The organism is Gordonia iterans (assembly GCF_002993285.1).
Classification (GTDB): Bacteria; Actinomycetota; Actinomycetes; order Mycobacteriales; family Mycobacteriaceae; genus Gordonia; species Gordonia iterans.
In genome coordinates this window covers 1671455-1695575 of record NZ_CP027433.1, presented here as the reverse complement: position 1 = coordinate 1695575, position 24121 = coordinate 1671455, and the positions used below count along the sequence as shown (strand labels likewise).

Genomic DNA, 24121 nt, shown 5'->3' with positions numbered 1-24121 from the left:
TACCCTTAACAATGGCCTGGGGGCGGGAACGCCCGGACGGCCGCCCACCCGCCGAGTCCTCGGCACCAATCAGTGAAGGAATCCTCACGATGGCAACCACTCCCCACCTGCGTCGCCGGGTGCGCCTGGCAGCGGCTCTGCTCGCCACCGGCACCCTGCTCGCCGCGTGCAGCAGCAGCGGCGACGACACCGCCTCCACCACCGGTTCCAATCCGGCGGTCCCCTGCGCCACCGGCGATCTGACCGGCGAGCGCACCGTCACCGGTACTTTCCTCGGCGACGTCGAGGTGCCGGCGGCACCGCAGCGGATCATCTCCGGCTGGCTCGTGGGCACCCAGTTGCTGGACATGGGGGTCAAGCCGGTCGGCATGCTCGACGACTACAAGCAGAACGCCACCCCCGAGCAGCTCGAGCAGGTCAAAGACGTCCCGGACATCGGATCCATCACCTCCGGTGTGAACACCGAGAAGGTGCTGTCGCTCGATCCCGACATGGTGATCACCTACGTCCGCAAGGACGTCGCGGACCGGCTGGCGGTCAACGAGATGAACAAGGTCGCGGCCCCGACGGTGGCCTTCGAGATCCAGGAGCCGACCCAGGTCTGGAGCAACTACCAGAACGTCGCCGACTCGATCGGCTGCGGCGAGTTCGCCAAGGACAAGCTGAAGGGTCTGGACGACCAGCTCAAGTCGATCGGCACCGACAACAAGGACGCGATCGCCGAGCTCGGCTCCGTGGCCTTCGTCGAGGGTTCGGCCGAGCCGGGCACCTTCCAGATCGCGACCAACAAGTCGCTGGTCTACCAGCGTCTCGAGCTGGCCGGTCTGACGTACTTCAACGGCGTCGACCAGAACCCCGCCCGCTACAACGAGCAGGTCTCGCTGGAGGGCCTGAACCGCCTGTCGTCGGCCAACGTGCTGTTCTTCGAGGCCGACCTGGAAGGCAACCCGACGGCCCGCACCAAAGCGCTTCTGGACAACCCCGCATTCAAGGCGCTGCCGGCGGTCCAGAAGGGAAACTTGTTCGCCTACCGCACGCCGTACGCCTACACCACGGGCGCGGTGGAACTGCAGGCGCAGGACATCGCCGCCGCGGTGAAGGACGCGAAGCCCGTCGACTGATGACCCTGGATCAGTCTTCCCCCGCCCTCGCCGGTGACGATCGGCTCCTCCGTGCTCCGCTCACCGCGGCGCAACGCGAGATCTGGATGGCCGATCAGGCCACCGACGACGCCACCGCGTACACCACGGCGCTGGTCGCCCACATGCGCGGGCCGGTGGACCTCGCCGCGCTCGCGGAGGCCATCGACGCCACCGCGGCCCGGTCGGAGGCGGCGCGCGTCCGCTTCGTGATCGCGGGCGGCGAGGTGCACCAGGAGGTGATCGATCGTCTCCCCCCGTGCGAGGTGATCGACTTGCGGGGGAAGACCGACCCGGAGTCCGCGGCGCGGGCCTGGATCGACGCCGCACTCCTCGACCCCTTCGACACCGCGGCGGGCCCGCTCATCCGGGCGAGCCTGCTGCGGGTCGGCGACGACCACACCCTGGCCTACCTCTCGGCCCACCATCTGGTGCTCGACGGCACCGCCGTCGGGCTGCTCCTGTCGGCGGCGCTCACCCGCTACGGCCGTCACGCGGCAGGCGCCCGTCGCGACGCCGAGGACCGCACCGACACGTCGTGGGCGCTGCAGACCCTGACCGCCTCCGATCAGGAGTATCGCGCGTCGGCCCAGTTCGCCGCCGACCAGGAGTTCTGGCTCGACCACCTCGCGGGCGGCTCACCGGTGCCCCCGCGTCTGCTGGTGGGAGCCGAGCCCGCGGCCCGGCGCGCCGAGATCCTCGCCGTGCCGCTGACCGAGGACGAACACGCCGCGCTCTACCGGCAGGCCCGCGCACTCGGAGTCCGCACCGCAGGCCTGCTGATGGCCGCCCTCGCCGGCTTCCTGTACCGCCGCACAGGCCACCACGACCTCCTCCTCGCCACGCCGATGTCCGGCCGGACCACCGCCGACCTGCGCGCCCACATCGGCACTCTCGCGACGGTGCTTCCGCTGCGGGTCCGGATCCGGGCCGGCGCCACCTGGCGACAACTGGCCGGCGACGTCGACGCCACTCTGAGCGCGGCGGCGCCGCACAGTCGGTTCCGGGGCGAGGACCTCCGGCGCGCCCTCATCGACTCCGGTGCACCCGTCACGCCGCTCGGTGTGGGGGCCAACATCCTTCCGATCAGCGCCCGCGCGTTCGCCGCCGCCGGCCTCGACGCGCGCTTGGAGATCCTCTCCTCCGGGCCCACCGGCGACATCGACGTCTTCTTCGAGGTCGACGCCGCGGCGCGCAGCGTCGCCGTGTACTTCCACGGTCCCGGCGCCCGGCGCACCGAGACGGCCGCGGCCGCCGACGAGTTCGCCGCGTACCTGCGCGCGCTCCTCACCGCACCGGAGACCGTGATCGGCCCTCCGGTGTCGGCGGTGCTGCCCGCGACGACCCCGCCCGCCGCGCGTCCGGGCGCCCCGGAGGGTCTGCCCCTGAGCGGCACTCTGCCCGGTACCGAGGAGTGGGTCGTCGTGCACGACGATCCCGACGGCGCGGCAGAGCCCGACTCGCCCGAACCCGCCGCAGCGCTGTCGGCGGCCGCGACCGTGTTCTCGGTACCGACGCCGCCGCGTGCCGAAGCGGCGCAGGTGCGCGCGGTGATCGACGCCGTCGTCGCGGCGCACCCCGAACTCGCGCTGCGCGCCGAACGCCTCGCGCCCGGACTGTGGGAGTACGTTCCCGGGCTCGCCCCCGACGGTGCGGCGCTGACCGTCCTCGAGGAAGCCCCCCGCGGGACCGTCCTGCCTCGCCTGCTCGACGAGCAGTGGACGGACCGCGGTGCGGGCGGCGTCGTGATGGCGTGGCTGCCCCGCCGCGGGCGCCAGCCCGGCGACCTGATCGTCTCCGCGCATCCGCTGATCGTCGACCCTCCCGGCCGCCGCCTGCTGGCCGCGGACTTCGCGGCCGCCTGGCGTTCCGTGGCCCACGTGATGCCGCTGGCACTTCCGTCCGCCGAGGACCCGGAGTACCTGATCGGCCACTACGCCGACCGCGCATTGGACGCCGACGTGCTCCAGGAACTCGACACCTGGCGCCGGATCGCCGAGCGCACCGCTGCGCGGGCGCCCCGCACCGAACCCGCCGCGGTCGTGCTGACCCGGCCGGCCGCGAAGCCGTTCCACGCCGCCGGGCTGAACGTCGCCGGAACCGGGCTGGCCCTGATCGGCCTGGCCGCGGGACTGGCGCGCGCCGATGCCGGCGACGAGGCGACCGAGGTGGTCGTCGAGCTGTTCCGGGAGGGCCGAGAGCACCCGGGCGCCCGCAGCACGCTTCCACTCGGCGTCCGCACGCCCACCCCGCTCTGGGCGGGCGCCGACCCCGCCCGGGCGCTGACCCGCACCCGGGAGAGCCTGGCGCGGACCGCCGCCGACTACGGGCTGCTCCGCTACCTGCACCCCCAGGCCGGTCCGGTGCTCGCCGTGCAGGCGCCCGGCTATCGCATCCGGATCGACGACGTGCGAGACCTGACCGTCGTGCGTCCGGGCCCGGACGGGACGGACGCGCCGGATCTGACCGTCGCCCTCCACGACGACGCGCTGATCGTCGAACTGCGCTCGCAAGCGCCAGCAGGGGCCGACCGCGATGCCTTCCTCGAAGCCCTGCCGCGCGCTCTCGAGCTGCTCTCCGCGGCCGCGGCGGATCCGGTCAATCATCCCGGTCCCGGCGTCGGCGATCTGGTCGGCGTGCGGCTCACCGAGGCCGAGCTGACCACGCTCCGGGCGCGCACTCCGCTCCCGATCAGCGCGGTGTGGGGCCTCTCCCCGCTGCAGGAGGGCCTGTACTTCCAGTCCGCGGTGTCGGGCGACCTGGACGTCTACAACGCACAGTTCACCCTGACCTTCGACCGGGCACTGGAGCCCGCGCGGTTGTACCGGGCGCTGACCGCGCTGATGACCCTGCACCCCACGCTGTGCGCGGGCTTCACCCACGACGGCGTGCCGGCACCGGTGCAGTTCGTCGTCGACGATCCCGCCCCGCCGCTGGAGACCACCGACCTGCGCGGCCTGACCGGTTCCGAGCTCGCCGCCGCCGAAGACCGGCTGGTCGCCGCCGACAAGACGCGGCCCTTCGCGCTGGACGCGCCGCCGCTCTGGCGCGTCACGCATGTCCGGCGCGACGACGGCGACCGGCTCGTCGTCTCGCGGCGCTTCCTGGTGTGGGACGGCTGGTCCAACGGCATCTTCATCGGGGGCCTGCTCGAGCAGTACGCGGGCATCTCCCCGGCCGCCGCGGCCGACGCCGAGCCGGTATTCGCGCGGTACCTCCGCTGGATCGGCGAACGCGACCGGGCGGCGGCGCTCGCGGCGTGGACGTCGTACCTCGACGGCTACGACGAGCCCTCCCTCCTGCGCCCCGGGGCCGACCCGGTGGTGCGCGGCGGCACCCGCGTGCTCAAGCAATCGCTGAGCGAAGCATGCTCGCAAGGGCTCGCCGCGACCGCCCAGCGCGCCGGAGTCACCCTCAACACCGTTCTGGTGACCGCGCTCGCCCTGGTGACCGGCCGCTGGGCCGGGCGGACCGACACCGTGATCGGGCAGACCGTGGCCGGTCGCCCGTCCGAGGTCGACGGAGCCGACACCGCCATCGGCATGTTCCTCAACACCGTTCCGGTGCGCGCACGGCTCCGGCCCGATGCGGCCGTCGGCGAGTTCCTCCGCGAACAGCAGTCCGGCCGCCTGGACCTGCTCGGGCACGAATGGCTGAGCCTGGGTGAGATCGCCTCTGCGGCAAGAACTCCTGCGCTCTTCGACGTCCTCCTCGTGTTGCAGAACTTCATCGCCGACGACCAACTCGGCGCTCAGTACGGAGTGATCGGCCATGAGAGCGAGGACCACACGCACTTCGCGCTGACCGTGGTGGTCACGCCCGGGCGCGAACTCGCACTGGCAGTGGAGACCCGCTCGGACCTGATCGACGACGCGACGGCCGCAGGCCTGGCCGCCGACCTCGTCGCCGTCCTCGCCGCGCTCGCGCGCCCGGACGCCGATCAGACCCGGCTGGCTCAGTTGCCGATCACCGCCGCAGAACCGCCGCAGCACGGCCGCGAACTGGCCGTGCCCGAGCTGTCGGTGTCGGAGATGCTCGCCGCCACCGCCGCTCGGCAGCCCGATGCCCCGGCGCTCGTCTTCGGCGACGCCACTCTCACTTTCGGGCAGCTCGACGCCGAGATCAATCGGCTCGCGCGCCTGCTGATCGGCCACGGCGCGGGGCCGGAAACCGTCGTCGCCCTGGCGATCGAACGGTCCGCCGAGATGGTCGTCTCACTGTTCGCGGTGCTCCGCACGGGCGCCGCCTATCTGCCGCTGGAACTGGTCCATCCGGCCGAACGGCTGCGGGGGCTGGTCGACGACGCGCGGCCGGTGGCGGCGCTGACCGCCGGGGCCGACGACGACGCTCTCGCGCACGTCTTCGCCGAGGGCCCGTCGCCCCTCGATCTGCGGGACCGGCAGGTCCGTGAGCGCCTCGACGACCTGCCCGCCGGACCGCTCGACGACGCCGAACTCGGCCTGTTCGCGCACGACCGCCCCGGTCGCCTCGACCACCCGGCCTACCTGATCTACACCTCGGGTTCCACCGGCAAGCCCAAGGGCGTGGTCACCGGCTATCGCGGCCTCACCAACATGTACCTCAACCACGAGGACGAGATCTTCCGGCCGTCCGTCGCGCTCTCGAAGTACGAGCGCCTCACCGTCGCGCACACGGTGTCGTTCGCCTTCGACATGTCGTGGGAAGAGCTGCTGTGGCTCACTTACGGGCACACCGTCCACGTGTGCGACGAGGACCTGCGGCGCGACCCCGAAGCGCTGGTCGCCTACTGCGATCGCTGGCACATCGACGTCGTGAACGTCACGCCGACCTACGCCGAGTACCTGCTCGGCGCGGGTCTGCTGAACGACGTCGCCGGGCACCGCCCGGCGCTGGTTCTCCTGGGCGGCGAAGCCGTCGGGACCGGCGTGTGGGATGCGCTGGCCGACGCCGAGCACACCCTCGGCTACAACCTGTACGGGCCCACCGAGTACACGATCAACACGCTGGGCGGCGGCACCGCAGACTCGTCCACACCGACCGTCGGACGGCCGATCAGCAACACCGTGGTGCACCTGCTGGACCCGTGGCTGCGGCCCGTTCCCCCCGGGACGGCGGGCGAACTGTACGTCGAGGGCGACGGCCTGGCGCGCGGCTACCACGACCGGCCCGGGCTCACCGCACTGAGCTTCGTCGCGCACCCGTCCGATCCCGGTCGACGCCTCTACCGCACCGGCGATCTGATGCGCCGGCGCCCCGACGGGCTGCTGGACTACCTGGGGCGCACCGACTTCCAAGTCAAGGTCCGCGGCTACCGCGTCGAGCCCTCCGAGGTGGAGGCCGCCCTGACCGCGATCGACGGCATCGCGCTCGCAGTGGTCGCTCCCCGCACCGAGACCGGCTCGACGACGCTCGCCGCCTACCTGGTGGCCGACGACGACGCGCCCGGCAGCGAGAAGCTGCGCCGGACTCTCGCAGAGACGCTGCCTGCGTACATGATCCCGTCGTCGTACACGCTGATCGACGAGATCCCGGTGACCGTCAACGGTAAACGGGACCTGCGGGCACTGCCCGTTCCCGCCGTCGAAGCGTCCGGGTCGACACGGGCCGGTTCGCTGCTGGAGCGTGTCCTGGCCGAGATCGCCGCCGAGACCTTCGGGCTCCCCGCCGTGGACGTCGACGCCGACCTGTTCGATCTCGGCGCCCACTCCCTGCAGTTGATGACCTTCGCCGAGGCCGTGCGGACCCGGCTGGACGTCGAACTCGCCGTATCCCAGGTCTTCGCCGATCCCACCATCGCCGCGATCGCCGCGGTCCTCGACGGCCAGCCGGCCGCCGCCGACCGCCTCACGGCGCCGGTGATCGAGTTCCGAGCGGGCGGAGAAGCCCCCGCGCCGGGAGCGCAGCGAGCGGGCGGAGAAGCCCCCGCGCCGGGAGCGCAGCGAGCGGGCGGAGAAGCCCCCGCGCCGGGAGCGCAGCGAGCGGGCGGAGAAGCCCCCGCGCCCGCACCGGTCGTCGTGTTGCCGCCGGGCACCGGCCTCGGCTGGCCCTTCGGTCAGCTGCTGCCCAATGTGCCCGACGCACGGGGCGTGTACGCCGTGCAGGCGCCACAAATCGCCGACCTGCCTGTGCCGCAGGAGGGGTCGGACGCAGTTCGGTACTTCGCGGACCGGATCTGCGAAGCCGTGCCCGACCGCCGGATCGTGCTGTTCGGTTGGTCGTTCGGCGGCTCGCTCGCGCCCGCGGTGGCCGACGAGCTGACCGCTCGCGGCCGGACCGTGGAATCCCTGGTGCTGCTCGATGCGTTCGCGCAGTCGCCGGCGGAGTACTTCGCCTACCTCGACACGCTCTCGCCCGACGCCGCCGCGCTCGGCGCTCTCGGAATCGAGGTCCCCGCCGATCGGGCGGGTGAGCTGACCCGCGACGAGGCGATCGACCTGGTCCGCCGCGGCGAATCCTTCTTCGCCGGTCTCGATCCGGCGCTGATCGGTGCGGTGCTCGACTCCAGCAGATGGTCGCTGGAGGTGATGCGCGGGCTCCGCACCCCCTCGGAACCGGTCCGTGTCCCCGTCCTCTACATCGAGGCCGCACCCGCCGGTTCGCTGGCCACCTGGGGCGATGCGTTGGCGCCCGCCCGCCACGTCACGGTCGATCACCCGCACGGCGACTTGCTCGGGCCCGCGGCGGTGGCGGCGTGGGCCCCGGTCTTCACCGATTTCCTGAACACCGATGTCCCGGACACCGCTGAGACAGAAGACGCTGAGACGGAAGACGCTGATCGATGACTCACGACTCCCCCGCGGACGGCCCGTCGATCGACCTCACCATGGGGCAGGCCGCACTGTGGTTCGGCCAGACGCTCGATCCGGACAACCCGACCTTCAACGTCTGCGATGCGGTCGAGCTGACCGGTGAGGTAGACCTCGCGTCCCTCACCCGGGCTGCGCATCTGGCGGTGACCGAATCGGATGCGCTCACCGCCCGATTCGTCGATTCGGGCGAACGCGTCCGGCAACTGCCGGGCGCCTGGGCGCTCGGGCCGCCCGTCCCGGAAACCCTCGCCGGCGACGGCGACCCGTGGTCGCAACTGCACCCGCGCATCCGGGAATGGACGGCGCGACCCCACGACCTCACATCCGAACCGGGAGTGCAGCAGTGGATCCTGCAGCAGGGTGATCGGACGTTCTGGGTCCTCGCCGCCCACCACGCACTGATCGATGCCTACGGCCTCTCCCTGGTGTTCGGCCGGGGCGCCGAGATCTACCGGCGCCTCCGCGCGGGTGCGGACGATCTCGGCCGCCCGCTCGGCACGATCCGCGACGTCGTGACGCAAGACCTGGAGTACCTCGACTCGGACAGGTGCCGGGCCGACGCCGAGTTCTGGGCGGACCGGCTCGCCGAAGGCGCCACCGCGCCGTCGGGAAGTGAAGCGGCACAAGCACGCTCGGTCCGCACGGCACGCACGACCATCGCCCCGCTAGGCCTTTCGACGGAGCTCAAGACAGGCCCTTCGACGGAGCTCAAGACAGGCCTTTCGAAGGAGCTCACGACACGCTCCTGGCCGGCGGCGGTGACCGCCGCCGTGGCCGCGTACCTGGCCCGCCGTACGGGCGAACGACGGCAGACATTGGGCTTCCTCCTGATGAATCGCCTCGGGCTGGCAGCCGCCCGGGTGCCCACCTCGGCGGTGAATCTGGCCCCCCTGACCGTTACCACCGGGCCCGCGGACTCGGCGCAGGAGATCATCGACGCCACCGCGGCGGCCATGCGGCCGCTGTCGGCGCACCAGCGCCACCGCGGCGAGCGGATCGGCGACGGCGGCACCCTGACCGCCGGCTTCGCCCGCCGTATCGGCACCGTCGTGAATGTCAAGCCCTTCGCCAGCACCCTCGACTTCGGCGGCCCCGGTGCCGTCGTGCACTCGGTCGACCGCGGGCCGGTACAGGACTTCTCGGTCACCGTGGCGATCGGCCCGGACGGACGGCCCGAGGTGATCGTCGACGCCGACGCCCGGTCGTACGATGAGGACGCCCTGCACGCACTGCTCGCCGAACTCGTCTCGTTCATCGAATCCTTCACCGCACCAGAGGCTTCGGAGCGCCCGCTGGCCTCGTTCGGGCTGCTCACCCCCGACCGGCGCGCGGAGGTCCTGGTCCTCGGTGACGGCGGCGAGAATCCCGAGGGCGACGTCACCACCCTGGAGATGTTCGACGCCACCGCGGCCGCCCGTCCCGACGACATCGCGCTGGTCGCCCACGATTCACTCCTGAGCTATGGCGAGCTCGCCGAACGGTCTCGCCGGATCGGCGCCGCGCTCGCAGCGCACGGTGTCGGCCCCGATCAGTTCGTGGCGATCGTCGCCGAGTCGTCGGCCGCCGCGGTCGCCGCGATCCACGGCACCTGGCGGGCGGGCGGCGCCTACGTGCCGGTGGATCCGAAGTACCCCGCCGACCGCATCGCCCACCAACTCGCCGACTGCGCCTCGCGGGTGGTGCTGGTCGCCGAGCAGAGCCGCGCGGCGATCGCCGGGTCGCTGCCCGTCGGGACGGTGATCCTCGACCTCGACCGAATCGCCGACGGTCCGCCGGCCGAGCGCGCGACGCCGCCGATCCCGTCGTCGTACCCGGTGCCCGACTCGGCGGCGTACGTGATCTACACGTCCGGTTCCACCGGCCTGCCCAAAGGCGTCGTCGTGAGCCACCGCAGCTTGTCGTCGCTGCTCGGCGCACACCGGCGCCATACGATCACCGGACCGCGGCAACGGGTGCTGAGCACGCACACGCTCTCCTTCGACTCATCGGTCAGTTACATGGCGTGGATGACCGTCGGTCACACTCTGCACCTGATCGACCGCGCCGACGTGACGACCGCCGAGCTCGTGGTCGACTACGTCCGCGAGCACCGGATCGACTTCATCGACGCCGTTCCGGTGCTGATGGACGCCTATGTCCGCGCGGGGATGGTCGAACCGGCGCCAGGACGCCATATACCGCAATGTCTTTCGACCGGAGGTGAGGCCTTCCCGCCGCACCTGTGGGCCGAGCTCGCCGACCGCGGCGACGTGACCGTCTTCAACCTCTACGGGCCCACTGAGGGCACCGTGGACACCACGTTCGCCCGCGTCGCCGACACGCCGGCGCCGTCGATCGGCCGGCCCGCCCCTGGCGGAGCGCTCTATGTGCTGGACCGCCATCTGCACCCGGTCGCCGAGGGCGAGACCGGCGAACTGTACGTCGCGGGCCCTCAGCTCGCCCGCGGCTATCACCGCATGCAGTCGTTGACGGCGCAACGCTTCGTCGCGAACCCCTTCGGTGCGGGCGATCGCCTGTACCGCACCGGAGATCTGGTGCGCTGGAACCGATTCGGGAGCCTGGACTACCTCGGACGGTCCGACGAACAGGTGCAGATCGCCGGCTATCGCGTCGAGTTCGGCGAGGTCGAGTCGCTCGTCGCGCGCGCCGCCGAGCAGATCGGGCTGGTCCTCGACCAGGTGGTCGCCGACGTGCGCACGTCCCGGCACGGAGTGCGCCGCCTCGTCGGCTACGTCGCCCTCGCCGGTGACCGGGCGGATGAGGACTTCGGCGCGCTGCGCGACGCGGTCGCCGAGCTGGCGCCCGCGCATCTGGTTCCCGCGCTTTTCGTTCCGGTGGAGCGGGTGCCGCTCTCGCCTGCGGGCAAGACCGATCGCGCCGCACTGCCGGATCCGTGGTCTCAGCGATCGGCGGCTCCTGCGGCCGCCGGCGGCTCCCCCGCCGAGGTGCTGTGCGGCATCTTCGGCGACCTCCTGGATCTCGACGACGTCGGCCCCGACGACGACTTCTTCAGTCTCGGCGGCGACAGCATCATCGCCATCGGAGTCACCTCGCGCGCCCGGGCGCTCGGCCTGACCGTGACTCCCCGGCAGGTGTTCGAGTTGCGGACTGCCCGCGCCCTCGCCGCCGAGGCCGCCGACGACGCACCGGACACCGCCCCGACCGACCCGGCTCACGCGTTCGGCGAGGTCCCGCTGACCCCGCTGATGCGCCGCGTGCTCCGCGGCGGTCACCTCACCGGCTTCGCTCAAGCCCGCGTGCTGCGCGTGCCGGCGGGCGCCGACGCCGGAGTGATCGGAGAGGCGCTGACCGCCACCGCCGCAGCTCACCCGATGTTCAGCGCGCACCTCGACGACGGCGCACTGCAGGTGCCGTCCCCCACCGGCACCCCGATCCCGCTGGAGGTGGTGGCGCTGACCGCGGAGTCCGGCACCGCTGCCGGGACGCAGGAGCGCATCCGCGCCCTCGCCCGCGACGCCGCGCAGGGCATCGACCCCGCGCGCGGGCCGCTGCTGCGGGCGGTGCTGGTCCGCGGACTGCCCGCCGAGAGCGACGCCGACGCGCTGATCGTCGTCGCTCATCACGTGGCCGTCGACGGCGTCTCCTGGCGCATCCTCACCGAGGATCTGCGCACCGCTTACGACCAGGCGAGCGCGGCCCGCGCCGCCCGGATCCCCGCCGAGGGGACGTCCTTCCGGGAGTGGGCCCGTACGCTGGGAGAACGTGCCGGATCCGCCGAGATCGCGGACACCGCCGCGCAGTGGGAACACCCGGGCACCGGCCCCGGTGAGATCGCCGTGACCGTCCGGCCGCTCGACCCGACCGTCGACACCGCCGCCCGCGTGGAACGACGGGAGGTGGACGTCCCGGCCGAGCAGGTGGTCTCGGCGCTTCCCACGCTGTACAACACCGGTCCCACCGAGGTCCTGCTCGCCACGCTGAGCGTCGCCGTCGCCGCGGTCTTCGGCCGCCCCGACGCCGGTCCCGCGCACGGTCGACAGGACCGCCGACTGTTCGTCGACCTCGAAGGCCACGGCCGCGACGAGACGCTCGCGCCGGGGTCGGACTTGTCCCGGACGGTCGGCTGGTTCACCGCGTTCTGGCCGGTCCCGATCGACCTGCCCGCAGACGGCGACCCCACCTCGCTCGAGGCCGTGGACGCGACGATCAAGCAGGTCAAGGAACGGCTGGCGCGACCGCAGTACTCGGGCCTGGAGTACGGCCTGCTCACCGAGTTGCGCGCCGGCGCCCGGCCTCGTCCGGCCTCGCCGGTCCTGTTCAACTACCTGGGGAGGCTGACGACCGGCGAAGGCGCGCAGACCTTCTCGGCGCTGTGGCCGAGCCGCCCGCTGCTCGTGGTGCGCGACCCCGGCATGCCGGTTTCGCATCCGCTGGAGGTCAACGCGATCACCGTGCCCACCGAGTCCGGTGCCGTGCTGCGTGCAGAGATCTCGTGGGCGAGCACCTTGATCGGGGCCGAGCAGGTGGAGGCGGTCGTGCGAACATGGACGCAGATTCTCGGCGCGCTCGACGACCGGGCCGCGCACGACGGTCTCGGCGGCGTCACGCCGTCAGACTCGCTCATCGCGGATCTGACCCAGGACGAGATCGACGAGTTCGCCGGGGAGTTCGCCTGACTCCGCGCCGGCCGGCCGGCGGGCCGATCGACTCGACCGCGAAAGCCGGGCCGGAACCGTCGACGGTCGAGCGAAGTCGAGACCACCACCGTCGATGGTCGAGCGAAGTCGAGACCGTCCAAGTCCACACCCAACCCAGAATCAAAGGAGAACCCCGCATGCCGGCCCTGCTGTTCACCGTCCAATCCGTCGAGGACGTCACCCCGCACATGCGGCGCGTCACCTTCGCCGGGGATCCCGTCGCCGCCTACATCGCCACCGGCCAGTTCCCGAACATCAAGCTGATCTTCCCTCGTGACGACGGCGGCTACGGCGTTCCCGAACTCGACGACCCGGACTGCGGCGAAGACACCCTCATCCGCACCCGGCCCGAACTGCACGAGCGGGTGCGGACCTACACGGTGCGCCGCTTCGATGCCGACTCATCCACTCTCAGTATCGATTTCGTGATGCACGGCGATGAAGGTCTGGCCTCCGGATGGGCCGCGCGTGCACAGCCCGGCACCACGCTGGGCATCGCCGGCGGCGGCGGACGTTCCCTCAGCCTCGCCGGGGACTACGTGATCGCAGGCGATGAGACCGCCCTGCCCGCGATCGGGAACATCCTGGAGAACCTGCCCGCCGAGGCACGTGGCACCGCGTATGTGGAGATCTGCGACGACTCCGCGCGTCAGGAACTGACGCGTCCCGAGGGCATCGAGTTGCGCTGGCTCTCCCGCGAGGGCGCACCCGCGGGCACCGGCACCCTGCTTTCCGATGCGGTGGCCGCCCACCCGCTCACCGAGGCCACGTTCGCCTGGGCAGCGGCTGAGTCGGCCCAGGTCCTCGCGATCCGGAAGGATCTCCGCAAGCGCGGTCTGGCACGACGCTCGATGCTAGTGATCGGCTACTGGCGCCGCGGTCTCACCGAGAACGGGTACGCCAAGAAGGCCAATCACGACCGCGACCTTCGCGAGTACGACGACCACGAGCATGACCACGACCACGAGCACGAGCCCCGGGTGGGCGCCGCGGTCCGCGGCCTGGCCGCCCGCCTGCGTCGTCACTGACGCCGGCGGCGGCTTCAGCCGGCGAGCGACTCCCGCAGCTTCTTCCGGCTGACCTTCCCGACGCCCGTCTCGGGGAAGCTCTCGAGGATCTGCAGGGTGTCGGGGAGCTTCCACTCGGCCAGACCCGCCTGGCGCATGAACGCACGGAGCTCGGGCAGCTTCGGCGGCGCCTGCGCGTCGGCGGGAATCACGTAGGCGCAGGTTCGCTGACCGAGATAGGCATCGGCGGTGCCGACGACGATCGCGTCGCGAACCCCCGGGTGCGCCAGCAACTCCTCTTCCACCTGCTCCGCGGACACTTTCTCACCCCCGCGGTTGATCCGGTCGGCGCCGCGGCCCCGGACGATGAGGTTGCCGGCGGCCGAGAACTCCACGACGTCGCCCGTCCGGTACCAGCCGTCGGGCGCGAACGACTCTGGGCTGCGACCACCCCAGTAGCCACGGATCGTGTACGGCCCCTGCGTCTCCAGGAATCCCGGGCCGTCGTGCACCACGGTCCCGTCCTCGTCGACCAGGCGCAGCTGATCGTGCTCGGACATCGGACGTCCCTGGGTGGCGATCACCTCGTCGACGGGGTCGTCGAGCCGCGTGTAGCAGACCAGCCCTTCGGCCATGCCGAATACCTGCTGCAGTCGAGCGCCGAGCGCCGGCCCGATGCGTTCGGCCAGTTCGTCGGGGCAGCGCGCCCCACCCACCTGAACGGTCTCCAGACTGGAAAGGTCGTGCGTCGTACCGCGTTCGGCGGTCTCGGTCCACAGCCGCGCGAGCGGCGGCACCATGCCGACCATCGTCACCCGCTCGCGCTCGACCAGGTCCCACGCCACCGACGGGAGCGGCTGCTCGGCGAGCACCACGCGCCCGCCCGCGTGGAAGGCGCCGAGGATGCCCGGCGAGCTCATCGGGAAGTTGTGCCCGACGGGCAGCACGACCAGATAGACGGTCTCTTCGTCGACGCCGCAGATCTCGTTGCTGCGACGGACGCTGTAGAGGTAGTCGGCGTGCGTCCGCGGGATCAGTTTCGGCACGCCGGTGCTGCCGCCGGAGAGCTGGAGGAAGCCGAGTTTCTCGGGTTGCGACCGCCCGTGATCGATCGGTTCGGCCCACAGGTCCTCGAGGCCGTCGGAGTCGATCAGCAACCGGATGCTGTCGACCTGGTCGGTCACCGTCTGCGCCAGTGCCCGGTAGTCGAAGCCCGGCCGCCCGGCCGGCGAGACGATCGCGACGACCCCGGCGGCGCGGGCGATGCCGACCAGCTCCGTTTCCCGATGCGCAGGCAGACCGAAGACCGGCACCGCCCGCAGCCGCCAGAGGGCGAACAGCACCTCGACAAAGGCGACGCAGTTGGGGATCTGGAGCAGAACGCGCTCGTCGGGTGCGATCCCCTTCGCGGCCAGGCCGGCTGCCAATCGGCCGACGCGCGCGTCCAGTTCGGCGTACGTCAGCGATCGTTGAGCGTCGACCACGGCGACCCGGTCGGCGAAGTGCGGATCGTTCGCCTTGCTGGTCAGCAGGTCGTCGAAGGTCTCGTCGGTCCAGAGACCCTCCGCGCGATAGCGTTCGGCGAGCTCAGCAGGCCAAGATGACACGTGCATGCGGTAAGGCTACCCTAATGCTATGCCCATTCCGCGCATCGCCCCGTACGAGATACCGTCGGGCCCGTTTCCCGCCCACGTCGAGTGGCAGCTGAATCCCGACCGTGCCGCGCTGCTGATCCACGATATGCAGCGCTACTTCATCGACGCCTACGATACCGCGCAGGAGCCCATGTCCAGCGCGCTGCCGAACATGGTGGCGATCCGCGAGCGGTGCCAGGCCGCAGGCATCCCCGTCGTGTTCACCGCGCAGCCCGGTGATCAGCACCCGTCCCGGCGCGGCATCCTCTCCGAGTTCTGGGGCCGCGGACTGTCGGCCGGGCACGACGAGGAGATCGTTCCCGAACTGGCCCCGCGCACCGGCGACATCCACGTCACCAAGTGGCGCTACTCGGCCTTCCAGCGCACCGACCTGCGTCAGCTCCTGGGTCACCACGGTCGGGACCAGCTGATCGTCGTCGGCGTGTATGCCCACATGGGCTGCATGATCAGCGCCACCGAGGCCTTCATGAGCGACGTCGCCCCGTTCTTCGTCGTCGACGCGATGGCCGACTTCAGCCGCGACGAGCACCAGATGGCCGCCGAGTACATCGGCAAGCGCGCCGGCCGGGTGCTCACCACCGCGCAGGCGCTCGACTCCCTCGGGACGGACTCCGCGGTGCGCAGCCACGCCGCATCATGACGGTCCCCGGAATCGCCGGAACCACCGTCGCGGTGACCGGGGCCGCGGGCGGTATCGGATCCGCGGTCTGCACCGCCTTCCGCGAGGCCGGAGCCGTCGTGCAGGGCTGGGACGTCGCCGGCGGCGACCAGGTCGACCCGCTCGACGTGACCGACGCGGGCGCCGTCGCGCAGGGTTGGGCGCACGCCGAACAGCGGCTCGGCCCGATCGACGTCCTGATCTCGTGCGCGGGCATCATGAGCGACGACTGGGATCGCTGCCTCGCGGTGAACGCCACCGGCGTGCGCAATGTGCTCGACGCCGCGCTTCCGGCGATGCGTGCTCGACGCCGCGGCAGCGTCGTCGTCGTGTCCAGCAACGCCGCCACTACACCGCGCGCGGCCTTTCCCGCCTACGCGGCGTCGAAGGCCGCCGCGACGGCCTACACCCGCAGCGTCGGCATCGACGCCGCCGTCGACGGCGTCCGGGTGAACGTGGTCTCGCCCGGCTCCACGGACACCCCCATGTTGGCCGGGATGGCCGGCGACGACCTGCGCGCGGCGGTCCTGGCCGGGGAGCCGGCACGGTACCGACTGGGGATCCCGCTGGGCCGCATCGCCGACCCCGGGGACGTCGCCGCCACGATCGTCTTCCTCGCCTCCGACGCCGCTCGGCACATCACGCTGCACGACCTCCGCGTCGACGGCGGCGCCACCCTCGATCAGTAGGGCGCGAGAACGTTACGCTGTCGCGCGAAAAGTGATCAGGGACACCCCCGCCGGGGCTTACTATTGCGTAAGGCTACGCCAACCTTTCTGTCAGGTGGGTCGGCGTCCCGTCTGCACACGGCGCTGCCGTGGACGAGGACCGCATCGTGCGTGCATCCCCGATCGCTCGCCGATACGCGTTGAGGAGTGGAGTACATGGTCAGGTCGACGACGGACGATCGCGGGAAGACCCAGCCGAAGTCGAGCCAACGCTGGTTCGTCCGCGCCACCGCCGTCGGTGTCCTCGGCGGGCTCGCCCTCAACGCCGCGGTGCCCGAAGGCAAAGCCGAGATCTTCAGCCCCGAGGTGATGGCCGCGGCTGCTGTCTCGGTCGCCAAGAAGCGCACCCCGCCCAAGCCCGAGCCGGCCGAGACCTATCAGGAGCGTCAAGACCGCATCGCCGATTCCAAGCGCTCGATGCTGGCGCCTCTCGCGGAGAACCAGGGCAAGGACACCACCTGCGTCAGCGGCGAGTTCACCACGCTCTCGATCGTGTACGAGTCGATCATCGAGTCCCTGATGCCGAGCCTGCCCCCGCAGATCCAGGCCGCTGCTCGCGCGAACAACAAGGCCGTCCAGCAGTGGATGGCGAATGTCCACGTGTCCACCTTGGCGGTGTCGGACAACCCCCGCACGCTCGGCGCGGACATGGACGACCCGCAATACCGCACGGCGCTCTCCCAGATCGTCGTGAACAACCTCCTCAAGATCCGCGACGGGAAACAGAACGAGGCCATTCCGGTCAAGAACATCACCTTGAGCCAGGCTGTCGAGTCGGCCTGGTTGTACCTGTTCGTCGGCGTGCTGGCGCCGGTGCGCTTCGGTCTAGCCATGCTGCCGGGTCTCGGGTCACCGCTGTCCAAGCCGCTCGCAGGTACACCGCTCAGCCCGATCGCCGGATTCGTCACCTACAACACGCTGCTCACGCTGGGCTTCACCGGCGCTCAGCTCGGACTGCAGTATCTCTATCAGGGCATCAGCAACGCCGTGCTCAATCAGTGCGTCGCCCGGGTGACCGACGAGCAGAAGGACGACGCGGGCAAGCCCAGCGAGACCGTCACGTTCGACATCCCCATCCACCCGCTGATTCAGGGCGCCGCGAACCAGCTCGCACTGGCCGACAACGACACCTGTTCCCCGATCGGCGACCAGTCGCTCGGCCGCATCGTCAAGCGCACCGGCGAGGCCGCCAAGGCGAGCGCGCCGAACCCCGCCGCCAAGCGCGCGATCGACCGCGAGGTCGGCAAGATCCTCCGGCAGATGAAGGGCGTCCACGTTCCGCACCACCTGATCCCGGCGGACCCCGCGGACTTCACTCAGGCCGAACAGCTGGCCTCCTTCATCGGCGGGATGGTGCCGTACATCGGCGGTGCCCCGCTCGACATCGTCATCGGTCTGGGGCACCACCTCGGCACCGGCAAGAACCTCGGCGAAATGGTCAGCCTCCACGATCTGACGGTCACCAAGTCGCTCACCGCCGCGTACTACTCGTACGCGCTGTCGCTTTACCTCTTCCAGCAGATCGGCGGCCTGCTGGTCTCCCCCATTCCCGTTCCCGGACTTCAGGACGTCACTGTCGCTCCGGTCAGGATGATCGGCGCCGTACTAGGCCTGCCGCTCACCTACGGACTGGTCACGTTCCACCACGTCGTGCGGTCGATGTGCTTCGTCGAGGACGACACCACCGGGACCGGCCTGGGCGCCGAGGCGAACAAGAAGGACCCGGAGGCGCACGCCAAAGCCGTCGCCGCCAAGAAGAAGGCCGACGCAGAGAAGGCCAAGAAGGCGCGCAAGACCCGCCAGTCCAGCAAGCCCCGAAAGTCGACGCCCCGAGTCACCAAAACGCGCCAGGTGGGCGTGCCGGGCACCCCGGGTGGCGTAACCCTCCCCGTCTACGAGTAGATCCCGCGGCCTCCCGTCTCCAGACATCTCGACGTGAGAGACCACCGACCTCAGTGGTCGAACCAACCGCCGTGTCGATGGTTGAGCGAACCGCCGTTCGTTGGTTGAGCGAACCGCCCTCTCGTTGGTTGAGCGAACCGCCCTCTCGTTGGTTGAGCGAACCGCCGTGTCGTTGGTTGAGCGAGCCACCGTTTCGATGGTTGAGCGAGCCACCGTTTCGATGGTTGAGCGAGCGGAGCGAGTCGAAACCAGACCGTACGACGCCCCCTCGATGGTTGAGCGAGCGGAGCGAGTCGAAACCACGCCCGCCCGCGTTCTGCCGCACGCCTGGTTCGGTGTCCGCGACGGTCGTGGCGCGGTCGCGACGGTCGGCTGTGGGAGCGACGGTCGGGTGTGTCGCTGGTGTGCTCGGTTGTCGCGGTCGTGTGCCGAGTGTCGCGGCTGGCGGGGGGCGGGTGCGGGGGTGGGTGGTTTCGACTCCGGCTCACTGCGTTCGCCGGGCTCAACCAGCGAAACAGCAGTCTCGCGTCTAGCCGGCGCACCCGACCGTGGGGTGGGCCGCCGTTTCGATGGTTGAGCGAGCCCCCGTTTCGATGGTTGAGCGAGCGGAGCGAGTCGAAACCACGCCGCCCGCGCTCTACTGCGCTCCTGGTTCGATGTCCGCGACGGTCGTGGCGCCGTCGCGACGGTCGGCTGCAGGAGCGACAGGCGGGTGTGTCGCTGGTGTGCTCGGTTGTCGCGGTCGTGTGCCGAGTGTCGCGGCTGGCGGGGGCGGGTGCGGGGCCGGGTGGTTTCGACTCCGGCTCACTGCGTTCGCCGGGCTCAACCAGCGAAGCAGCAGTCTCGCGTCTGGCCGGCGCACCCGACTGAGGGGTGAACCGCCGTTTCGATGGTTGAGGGAGCCGCCGTTTCGATGGTTGAGCGAGCGGAGCGAGTCGAAACCGGACCGTGTGACGCTCCCTCGATGGTTGAGCGAGCGGAGCGAGTCGAAACCACGCCGCCCGCGGTCTGCCGCATGCCTGGTTGGGTGTCCGCGACGGTCGTGGGACGGTCGCGACGGTCGGCGCTGTGGGAGCGACGGTCGGGTGTGTCGCTGGTGTGCTCGGTTGTCGCGGTCGTGTGCCGAGTGTCGCGGCTGGCGGGGGCGGGTGCGGGGCCGGGTGGTTTCGACTCCGGCTCACTGCGTTCGCCGGGCTCAACCAGCGAAAAGCCAGCCTTGCCTCTGAACGGCCCACCCAACCGAGAGGTGAACCGCCGTTTCGATGGTTGAGGGAGCCGCCGTTTCGATGGTTGAGCGAGCGGAGCGAGTCGAAACCGGACCGTGTGACGCTCCCTCGATGGTTGAGCGAGCGGAGCGAGTCGAAACCACGCCGCCCGCGGTCTGCCGCATGCCTGGTTCGGTGTACGCGACGGTCGTGGGACGGTCGCGACGGTCGGCTGTGGGAGCGACGGTCGGGGTGTGTCGCCGGTGTGCTCGGTTGTCGCGGTCGTGTGCCGAGTGTCGCCGCTGCCAGGGGGCGGGTGCGGGGCCGGGGTGGTTTCGACTTCGGCTCACTGCGTTCCCCCGGGCTCCTCCAGCGAAACAGCAGTCTCGTCTCTGGCTGGCCCGCTCAACCGTGGGGATGCGAAGAAGGCCCCCGGAACCTAGGGGTTCCGGGGGCCTTCTCTGTGGTTGTGTTCGGCGGTGTCCTACTCTCCCACACTGATTAAAGTGCAGTACCATCGGCGCTGGAGGGCTTAGCTTCCGGGTTCGGAATGGGGCCGGGCGTTTCCCCTCCGCTATGGCCGCCGTAACTCTGTGAAATTAACGGTTGCGCGGGACGCAACGATGAACGACTGAAGACTGTAATTCATTTGATAGCGGCCTACGGCCACAACGAACCTCCTTCGTCGCTTCGTTGTCGAATCTCCTACGTCGATTCGAAAAACCCGCGTGTGCGTATTATTTCAGAGGTGCATAGTGGATGCGGGATCAATACTTGCGTTGTTGGTGTTTGGGTGTTGTTGGTAAGTCCTCGGCCGATTAGTACCAGTCACCTGAACACATTGCTGTGCGTACAGTTCTGGCCTATCAACCCCATGGTCTGTAGGGGGCCTTACCCCACCAATGGTGGGTGAGAAACCTCATCTTGGAACAGGCTTCCCGCTTAGATGCTTTCAGCGGTTATCCCTTCCGAACGTAGCTAACCAGCGGTGCTCCTGGCGGAACAACTGGCACACCAGAGGTTCGTCCGTCCCGGTCCTCTCGTACTAGGGACAGGTTTCCTCAAGTTTCTAGACGCGCGCGGCGGATAGAGACCGAACTGTCTCACGACGTTCTAAACCCAGCTCGCGTGCCGCTTTAATGGGCGAACAGCCCAACCCTTGGGACCTACTCCAGCCCCAGGATGCGACGAGCCGACATCGAGGTGCCAAACCATCCCGTCGATATGGACTCTTGGGGAAGATCAGCCTGTTATCCCCGGGGTACCTTTTATCCGTTGAGCGACACCGCTTCCACTTGCCGGTGCCGGATCACTAGTCCCGACTTTCGTCCCTGCTCGACATGTACGTCTCACAGTCAAGCTCCCTTGTGCACTTACACTCAACACCTGATTGCCATCCAGGCTGAGGGAACCTTTGGGCGCCTCCGTTACATTTTAGGAGGCAACCGCCCCAGTTAAACTACCCACCAGGCACTGTCCCTGAACCCGATCAGGGTCCGAGGTTAGAAGCCCAATACGATCAGAGTGGTATTTCAACAACGACTCCACACACACTGGCGTGCCTGCTTCACAGTCTCCCACCTATCCTACACAAACCGTACCGAACACCAATACCAAGCTATAGTGAAGGTCCCGGGGTCTTTTCGTCCTGCCGCGCGTAACGAGCATCTTTACTCGTACTGCAATTTCGCCGAGTCTGTGGTTGAGACAGCAGAGAAGTCGTTACGCCATTCGTGCAGGTCGGAACTTACCCGACAAGGAATTTCGCTACCTTAGGATGGTTATAGTTACCACCGCCGTTTACTGGGGCTTAAATTCTCAGCTTCACCACCACAAAGGTGATTAACCGGTCCTCTTAACCTTCCAGCACCGGGCAGGCGTCAGTCCGTATACCTCGTCTTACGACTTCGCACGGACCTGTGTTTTTAGTAAACAGTCGCTTCTCTCTGGTCTCTGCGACCACCCCCAGCTCAAGCAGCAAGTGCCGTCACCAGACGTGGTCCCCCTTCTCCCGAAGTTACGGGGGCAATTTGCCGAGTTCCTTAACCACAGTTCTCTCGATCGCCTTAGTATTCTCTACCTGACCACCTGTGTCGGTTTGGGGTACGGGCCGTGTACCAACTCACTAGAGGCTTTTCTCGGCAGCATAGGATCACAGAATTCACCTCAACGGCTACGCATCACCTCTCACACACCATGAGACACGGATTTACCTATGCCTCGTGCTACCGGCTTACACCACGACAACCAACCGCGTGGCCCTGCTACCTTCCTGCGTCACCCCATCGCTTGACTACTACACACAAGGTCCCACGCAGCCACACCCAGATCACCCCGAAGGATGAAAAAGATGCTTTTGGGTGGTTAGTACATGCGATTCGTCATTGGGCGCGGATACACGGGTACGGGAATATCAACCCGTTGTCCATCGACTACGCCTGTCGGCCTCGCCTTAGGTCCCGACTCACCCTGGGCGGATTAACCTGGCCCAGGAACCCTTGGTCATTCGGCGGACAAGTTTCTCACTTGTCTTTCGCTACTCATGCCTGCATTCTCACTCCCACACCCTCCACAACCCGTCACCAGACTGCTTCCTCGAGTGCAGGACGCTCCCCTACCCAACCACACCACTACACCACCCCCCACAGGAGATGATGGATGTTACACGTGTGATTGCCGCGGCTTCGGCGGTGTACTTGAGCCCCGCTACATTGTCGGCGCAGGACCACTTGACCAGTGAGCTATTACGCACTCTTTCAAGGGTGGCTGCTTCTAAGCCAACCTCCTGGTTGTCTCAGCAATCCCACATCCTTTTCCACTTAGTACACGCTTAGGGGCCTTAGCCGGCGATCTGGGCTGTTTCCCTCTCGACTACGAAGCTTATCCCCCGCAGTCTCACTGCCACGCTCTCACTTACCGGCATTCGGAGTTTGGTTGACGTCAGTAACCTAGTAGGGCCCATCGGCCATCCAGTAGCTCTACCTCCGGCAAGAAACACGTGACGCTGCACCTAAATGCATTTCGGGGAGAACCAGCTATCACGGAGTTTGATTGGCCTTTCACCCCTACCCACAACTCATCCCCTCCATTTTCAACTGAAGTGGGTTCGGGCCTCCACCACATCTTACTGTGGCTTCACCCTGGCCATGGGTAGATCACTCCGCTTCGGGTCTAGACCCAGCGACTCAACACGCCCTATTCAGACTCGCTTTCGCTACGGCTACCCCACCACGGGTTAACCTCGCCACTGAGCACTAACTCGCAGGCTCATTCTTCAAAAGGCACGCCATCACCAACCACCCCAACGGGTGCGCCAGCTCTGACGGATTGTAAGCGTCCGGTTTCAGGTACTATTTCACTCCCCTCCCGGGGTACTTTTCACCTTTCCCTCACGGTACTCGTCCGCTATCGGTCACCAGGAAGTATTCAGGCTTACCGGGTGGTCCCGGCAGATTCACAGCAGATTCCACGAGCCCGCTGCTACTCGGGAAACACCGAAGCCAGGCATTGCGTTTTCAGTTACCGGACTCTCACCGTCTACGGCAGACCATCCCAGGCCACTTCACCTAACACAACACTTTCTCACTGACCGCTATGCCGGCAGACACAGCAACGATGCTCCCACAACACCACACGCACAACCCCTGCCGAGTATCACATACGCGCGGTTTAGCCTCATCCACTTTCGCTCGCCACTACTCACGGAATCACATATTGTTTTCTCTTCCTATGGGTACTGAGATGTTTCACTTCCCCACGTTCCCCCCGCACCGGCTATACATTCACCGGGCGGTAACACCACACAACTGGTGCTGGGTTTCCCCATTCGGACACCCTCGGATCACAGCTCGTTTGACAACTCCCCGAGGACTATCGCGGCCTACCACGTCCTTCATCGGCTCCTGGTACCAAGGCATCCACCGAACGCCCTAAAACACTTACAACAACACCCACAAACACACCCCACACCTAACCGGCACGAGACACGAATGTGGACACCTACACACAACATGAGTAAAACTGCATCTTCGTTAAAAGAACAGAAACCATAAATCGTATAAATTGCAGTACAAACACCAAAACAAGATTTTTGATGCTCGCATCCACTATGCACTTCTCAAACAACACACACCCACCCACCCCAGACACGCACCCAACCAGCACGCCGAAAGTCAGTGAACACCAAGAAAACCCCTCCACCCCCAAACACCCCCAAGGGTGCCGGCAGCAGGCCTGTTTCCTCAGAACCCCGATAGTGTGTGACATCCGCTACGCCGGTCACCCGACCACAGCCCACCCCGCACCGATCCGTCACAGTGACGAACCAGCACACCGGGATGGCTTCTCATGTTTCACCCTCGAACAAACACACAGCCGG

At 68.5% G+C, this 24121-nt stretch carries 8 protein-coding genes and 2 rRNA genes; 7 read left to right on the top strand and 3 right to left on the bottom strand.

The features are described from left to right. Positions 1 to 89: 89 nt before the first annotated feature. The 4 genes from C6V83_RS07800 (at position 90) to C6V83_RS07785 (ending at position 13616) form a co-directional block, all read left to right on the top strand. Complete coding sequence (locus C6V83_RS07800) at positions 90 to 1121, top strand: ABC transporter substrate-binding protein (protein WP_105941922.1); 1032 nt, start codon at positions 90 to 92, stop codon at positions 1119 to 1121. Further along, on the top strand, positions 1121 to 7903 hold the full coding sequence (locus C6V83_RS07795) for a non-ribosomal peptide synthetase (protein WP_105941921.1): 6783 nt from the start codon (positions 1121 to 1123) through the stop codon (positions 7901 to 7903). The genes C6V83_RS07800 and C6V83_RS07795 overlap by 1 nt, the downstream gene beginning before the upstream one ends. After that, positions 7900 to 12567: a non-ribosomal peptide synthetase gene (locus C6V83_RS07790; RefSeq protein WP_105941920.1), complete on the top strand. Its 4668-nt coding sequence runs from the start codon at positions 7900 to 7902 to the stop codon at positions 12565 to 12567. Before C6V83_RS07795 ends, C6V83_RS07790 begins: the two co-directional genes overlap by 4 nt. 158 nt (positions 12568 to 12725) lie before the next feature. Then, positions 12726 to 13616 (top strand): siderophore-interacting protein, encoded by an 891-nt coding sequence (locus tag C6V83_RS07785; protein ID WP_105941919.1) that lies wholly within the window; start codon positions 12726 to 12728, stop codon positions 13614 to 13616. Between the two features lie 14 nt (positions 13617 to 13630). Here the strand turns inward: C6V83_RS07785 and C6V83_RS07780 are convergent, their stop codons facing one another. Continuing rightward, positions 13631 to 15208 (bottom strand): (2,3-dihydroxybenzoyl)adenylate synthase, encoded by a 1578-nt coding sequence (locus C6V83_RS07780; RefSeq protein WP_105941918.1) that lies wholly within the window; start codon positions 15206 to 15208, stop codon positions 13631 to 13633. A gap of 22 nt (positions 15209 to 15230) precedes the next feature. Here C6V83_RS07780 and C6V83_RS07775 point away from each other — a divergent pair, with 22 nt between their 5' ends. From C6V83_RS07775 to C6V83_RS07765, 3 genes are all read left to right on the top strand, one after another. After that, entirely contained in the window at positions 15231 to 15890 is a 660-nt protein-coding gene (locus tag C6V83_RS07775) for an isochorismatase family protein (RefSeq protein ID WP_105941917.1), read from the top strand. Beyond that, positions 15887 to 16597 (top strand): SDR family oxidoreductase, encoded by a 711-nt coding sequence (locus C6V83_RS07770; RefSeq protein WP_105941916.1) that lies wholly within the window; start codon positions 15887 to 15889, stop codon positions 16595 to 16597. The genes C6V83_RS07775 and C6V83_RS07770 overlap by 4 nt, the downstream gene beginning before the upstream one ends. A gap of 195 nt (positions 16598 to 16792) precedes the next feature. Beyond that, positions 16793 to 18538 (top strand): hypothetical protein, encoded by a 1746-nt coding sequence (locus tag C6V83_RS07765; RefSeq protein WP_105941915.1) that lies wholly within the window; start codon positions 16793 to 16795, stop codon positions 18536 to 18538. Positions 18539 to 20214: 1676 nt separating this feature from the next. Here the strand turns inward: C6V83_RS07765 and rrf are convergent. After that, a 5S ribosomal RNA gene (rrf, locus tag C6V83_RS07760) occupies positions 20215 to 20331 on the bottom strand. Positions 20332 to 20541: 210 nt separating this feature from the next. Beyond that, positions 20542 to 23687: ribosomal RNA gene (locus C6V83_RS07755) — 23S ribosomal RNA — on the bottom strand. Positions 23688 to 24121: the final 434 nt, after the last annotated feature.

Bases quoted from the DNA above. Each gene is read 5' to 3' on its own strand.
- C6V83_RS07770 (WP_105941916.1), top strand. From the start codon at position 15,887: ATGACGGTCCCCGGAATCGCCGGAACCACCGTCGCGGTGACCGGGGCC.
- C6V83_RS07775 (WP_105941917.1), top strand. From the start codon at position 15,231: ATGCCCATTCCGCGCATCGCCCCGTACGAGATACCGTCGGGCCCGTTT.
- C6V83_RS07800 (WP_105941922.1), top strand. From the start codon at position 90: ATGGCAACCACTCCCCACCTGCGTCGCCGGGTGCGCCTGGCAGCGGCT.
- C6V83_RS07765 (WP_105941915.1), top strand. From the start codon at position 16,793: ATGGTCAGGTCGACGACGGACGATCGCGGGAAGACCCAGCCGAAGTCG.
- C6V83_RS07780 (WP_105941918.1), bottom strand. From the start codon at position 15,208: ATGCACGTGTCATCTTGGCCTGCTGAGCTCGCCGAACGCTATCGCGCG.
- C6V83_RS07790 (WP_105941920.1), top strand. From the start codon at position 7,900: ATGACTCACGACTCCCCCGCGGACGGCCCGTCGATCGACCTCACCATG.
- C6V83_RS07795 (WP_105941921.1), top strand. From the start codon at position 1,121: ATGACCCTGGATCAGTCTTCCCCCGCCCTCGCCGGTGACGATCGGCTC.
- C6V83_RS07785 (WP_105941919.1), top strand. From the start codon at position 12,726: ATGCCGGCCCTGCTGTTCACCGTCCAATCCGTCGAGGACGTCACCCCG.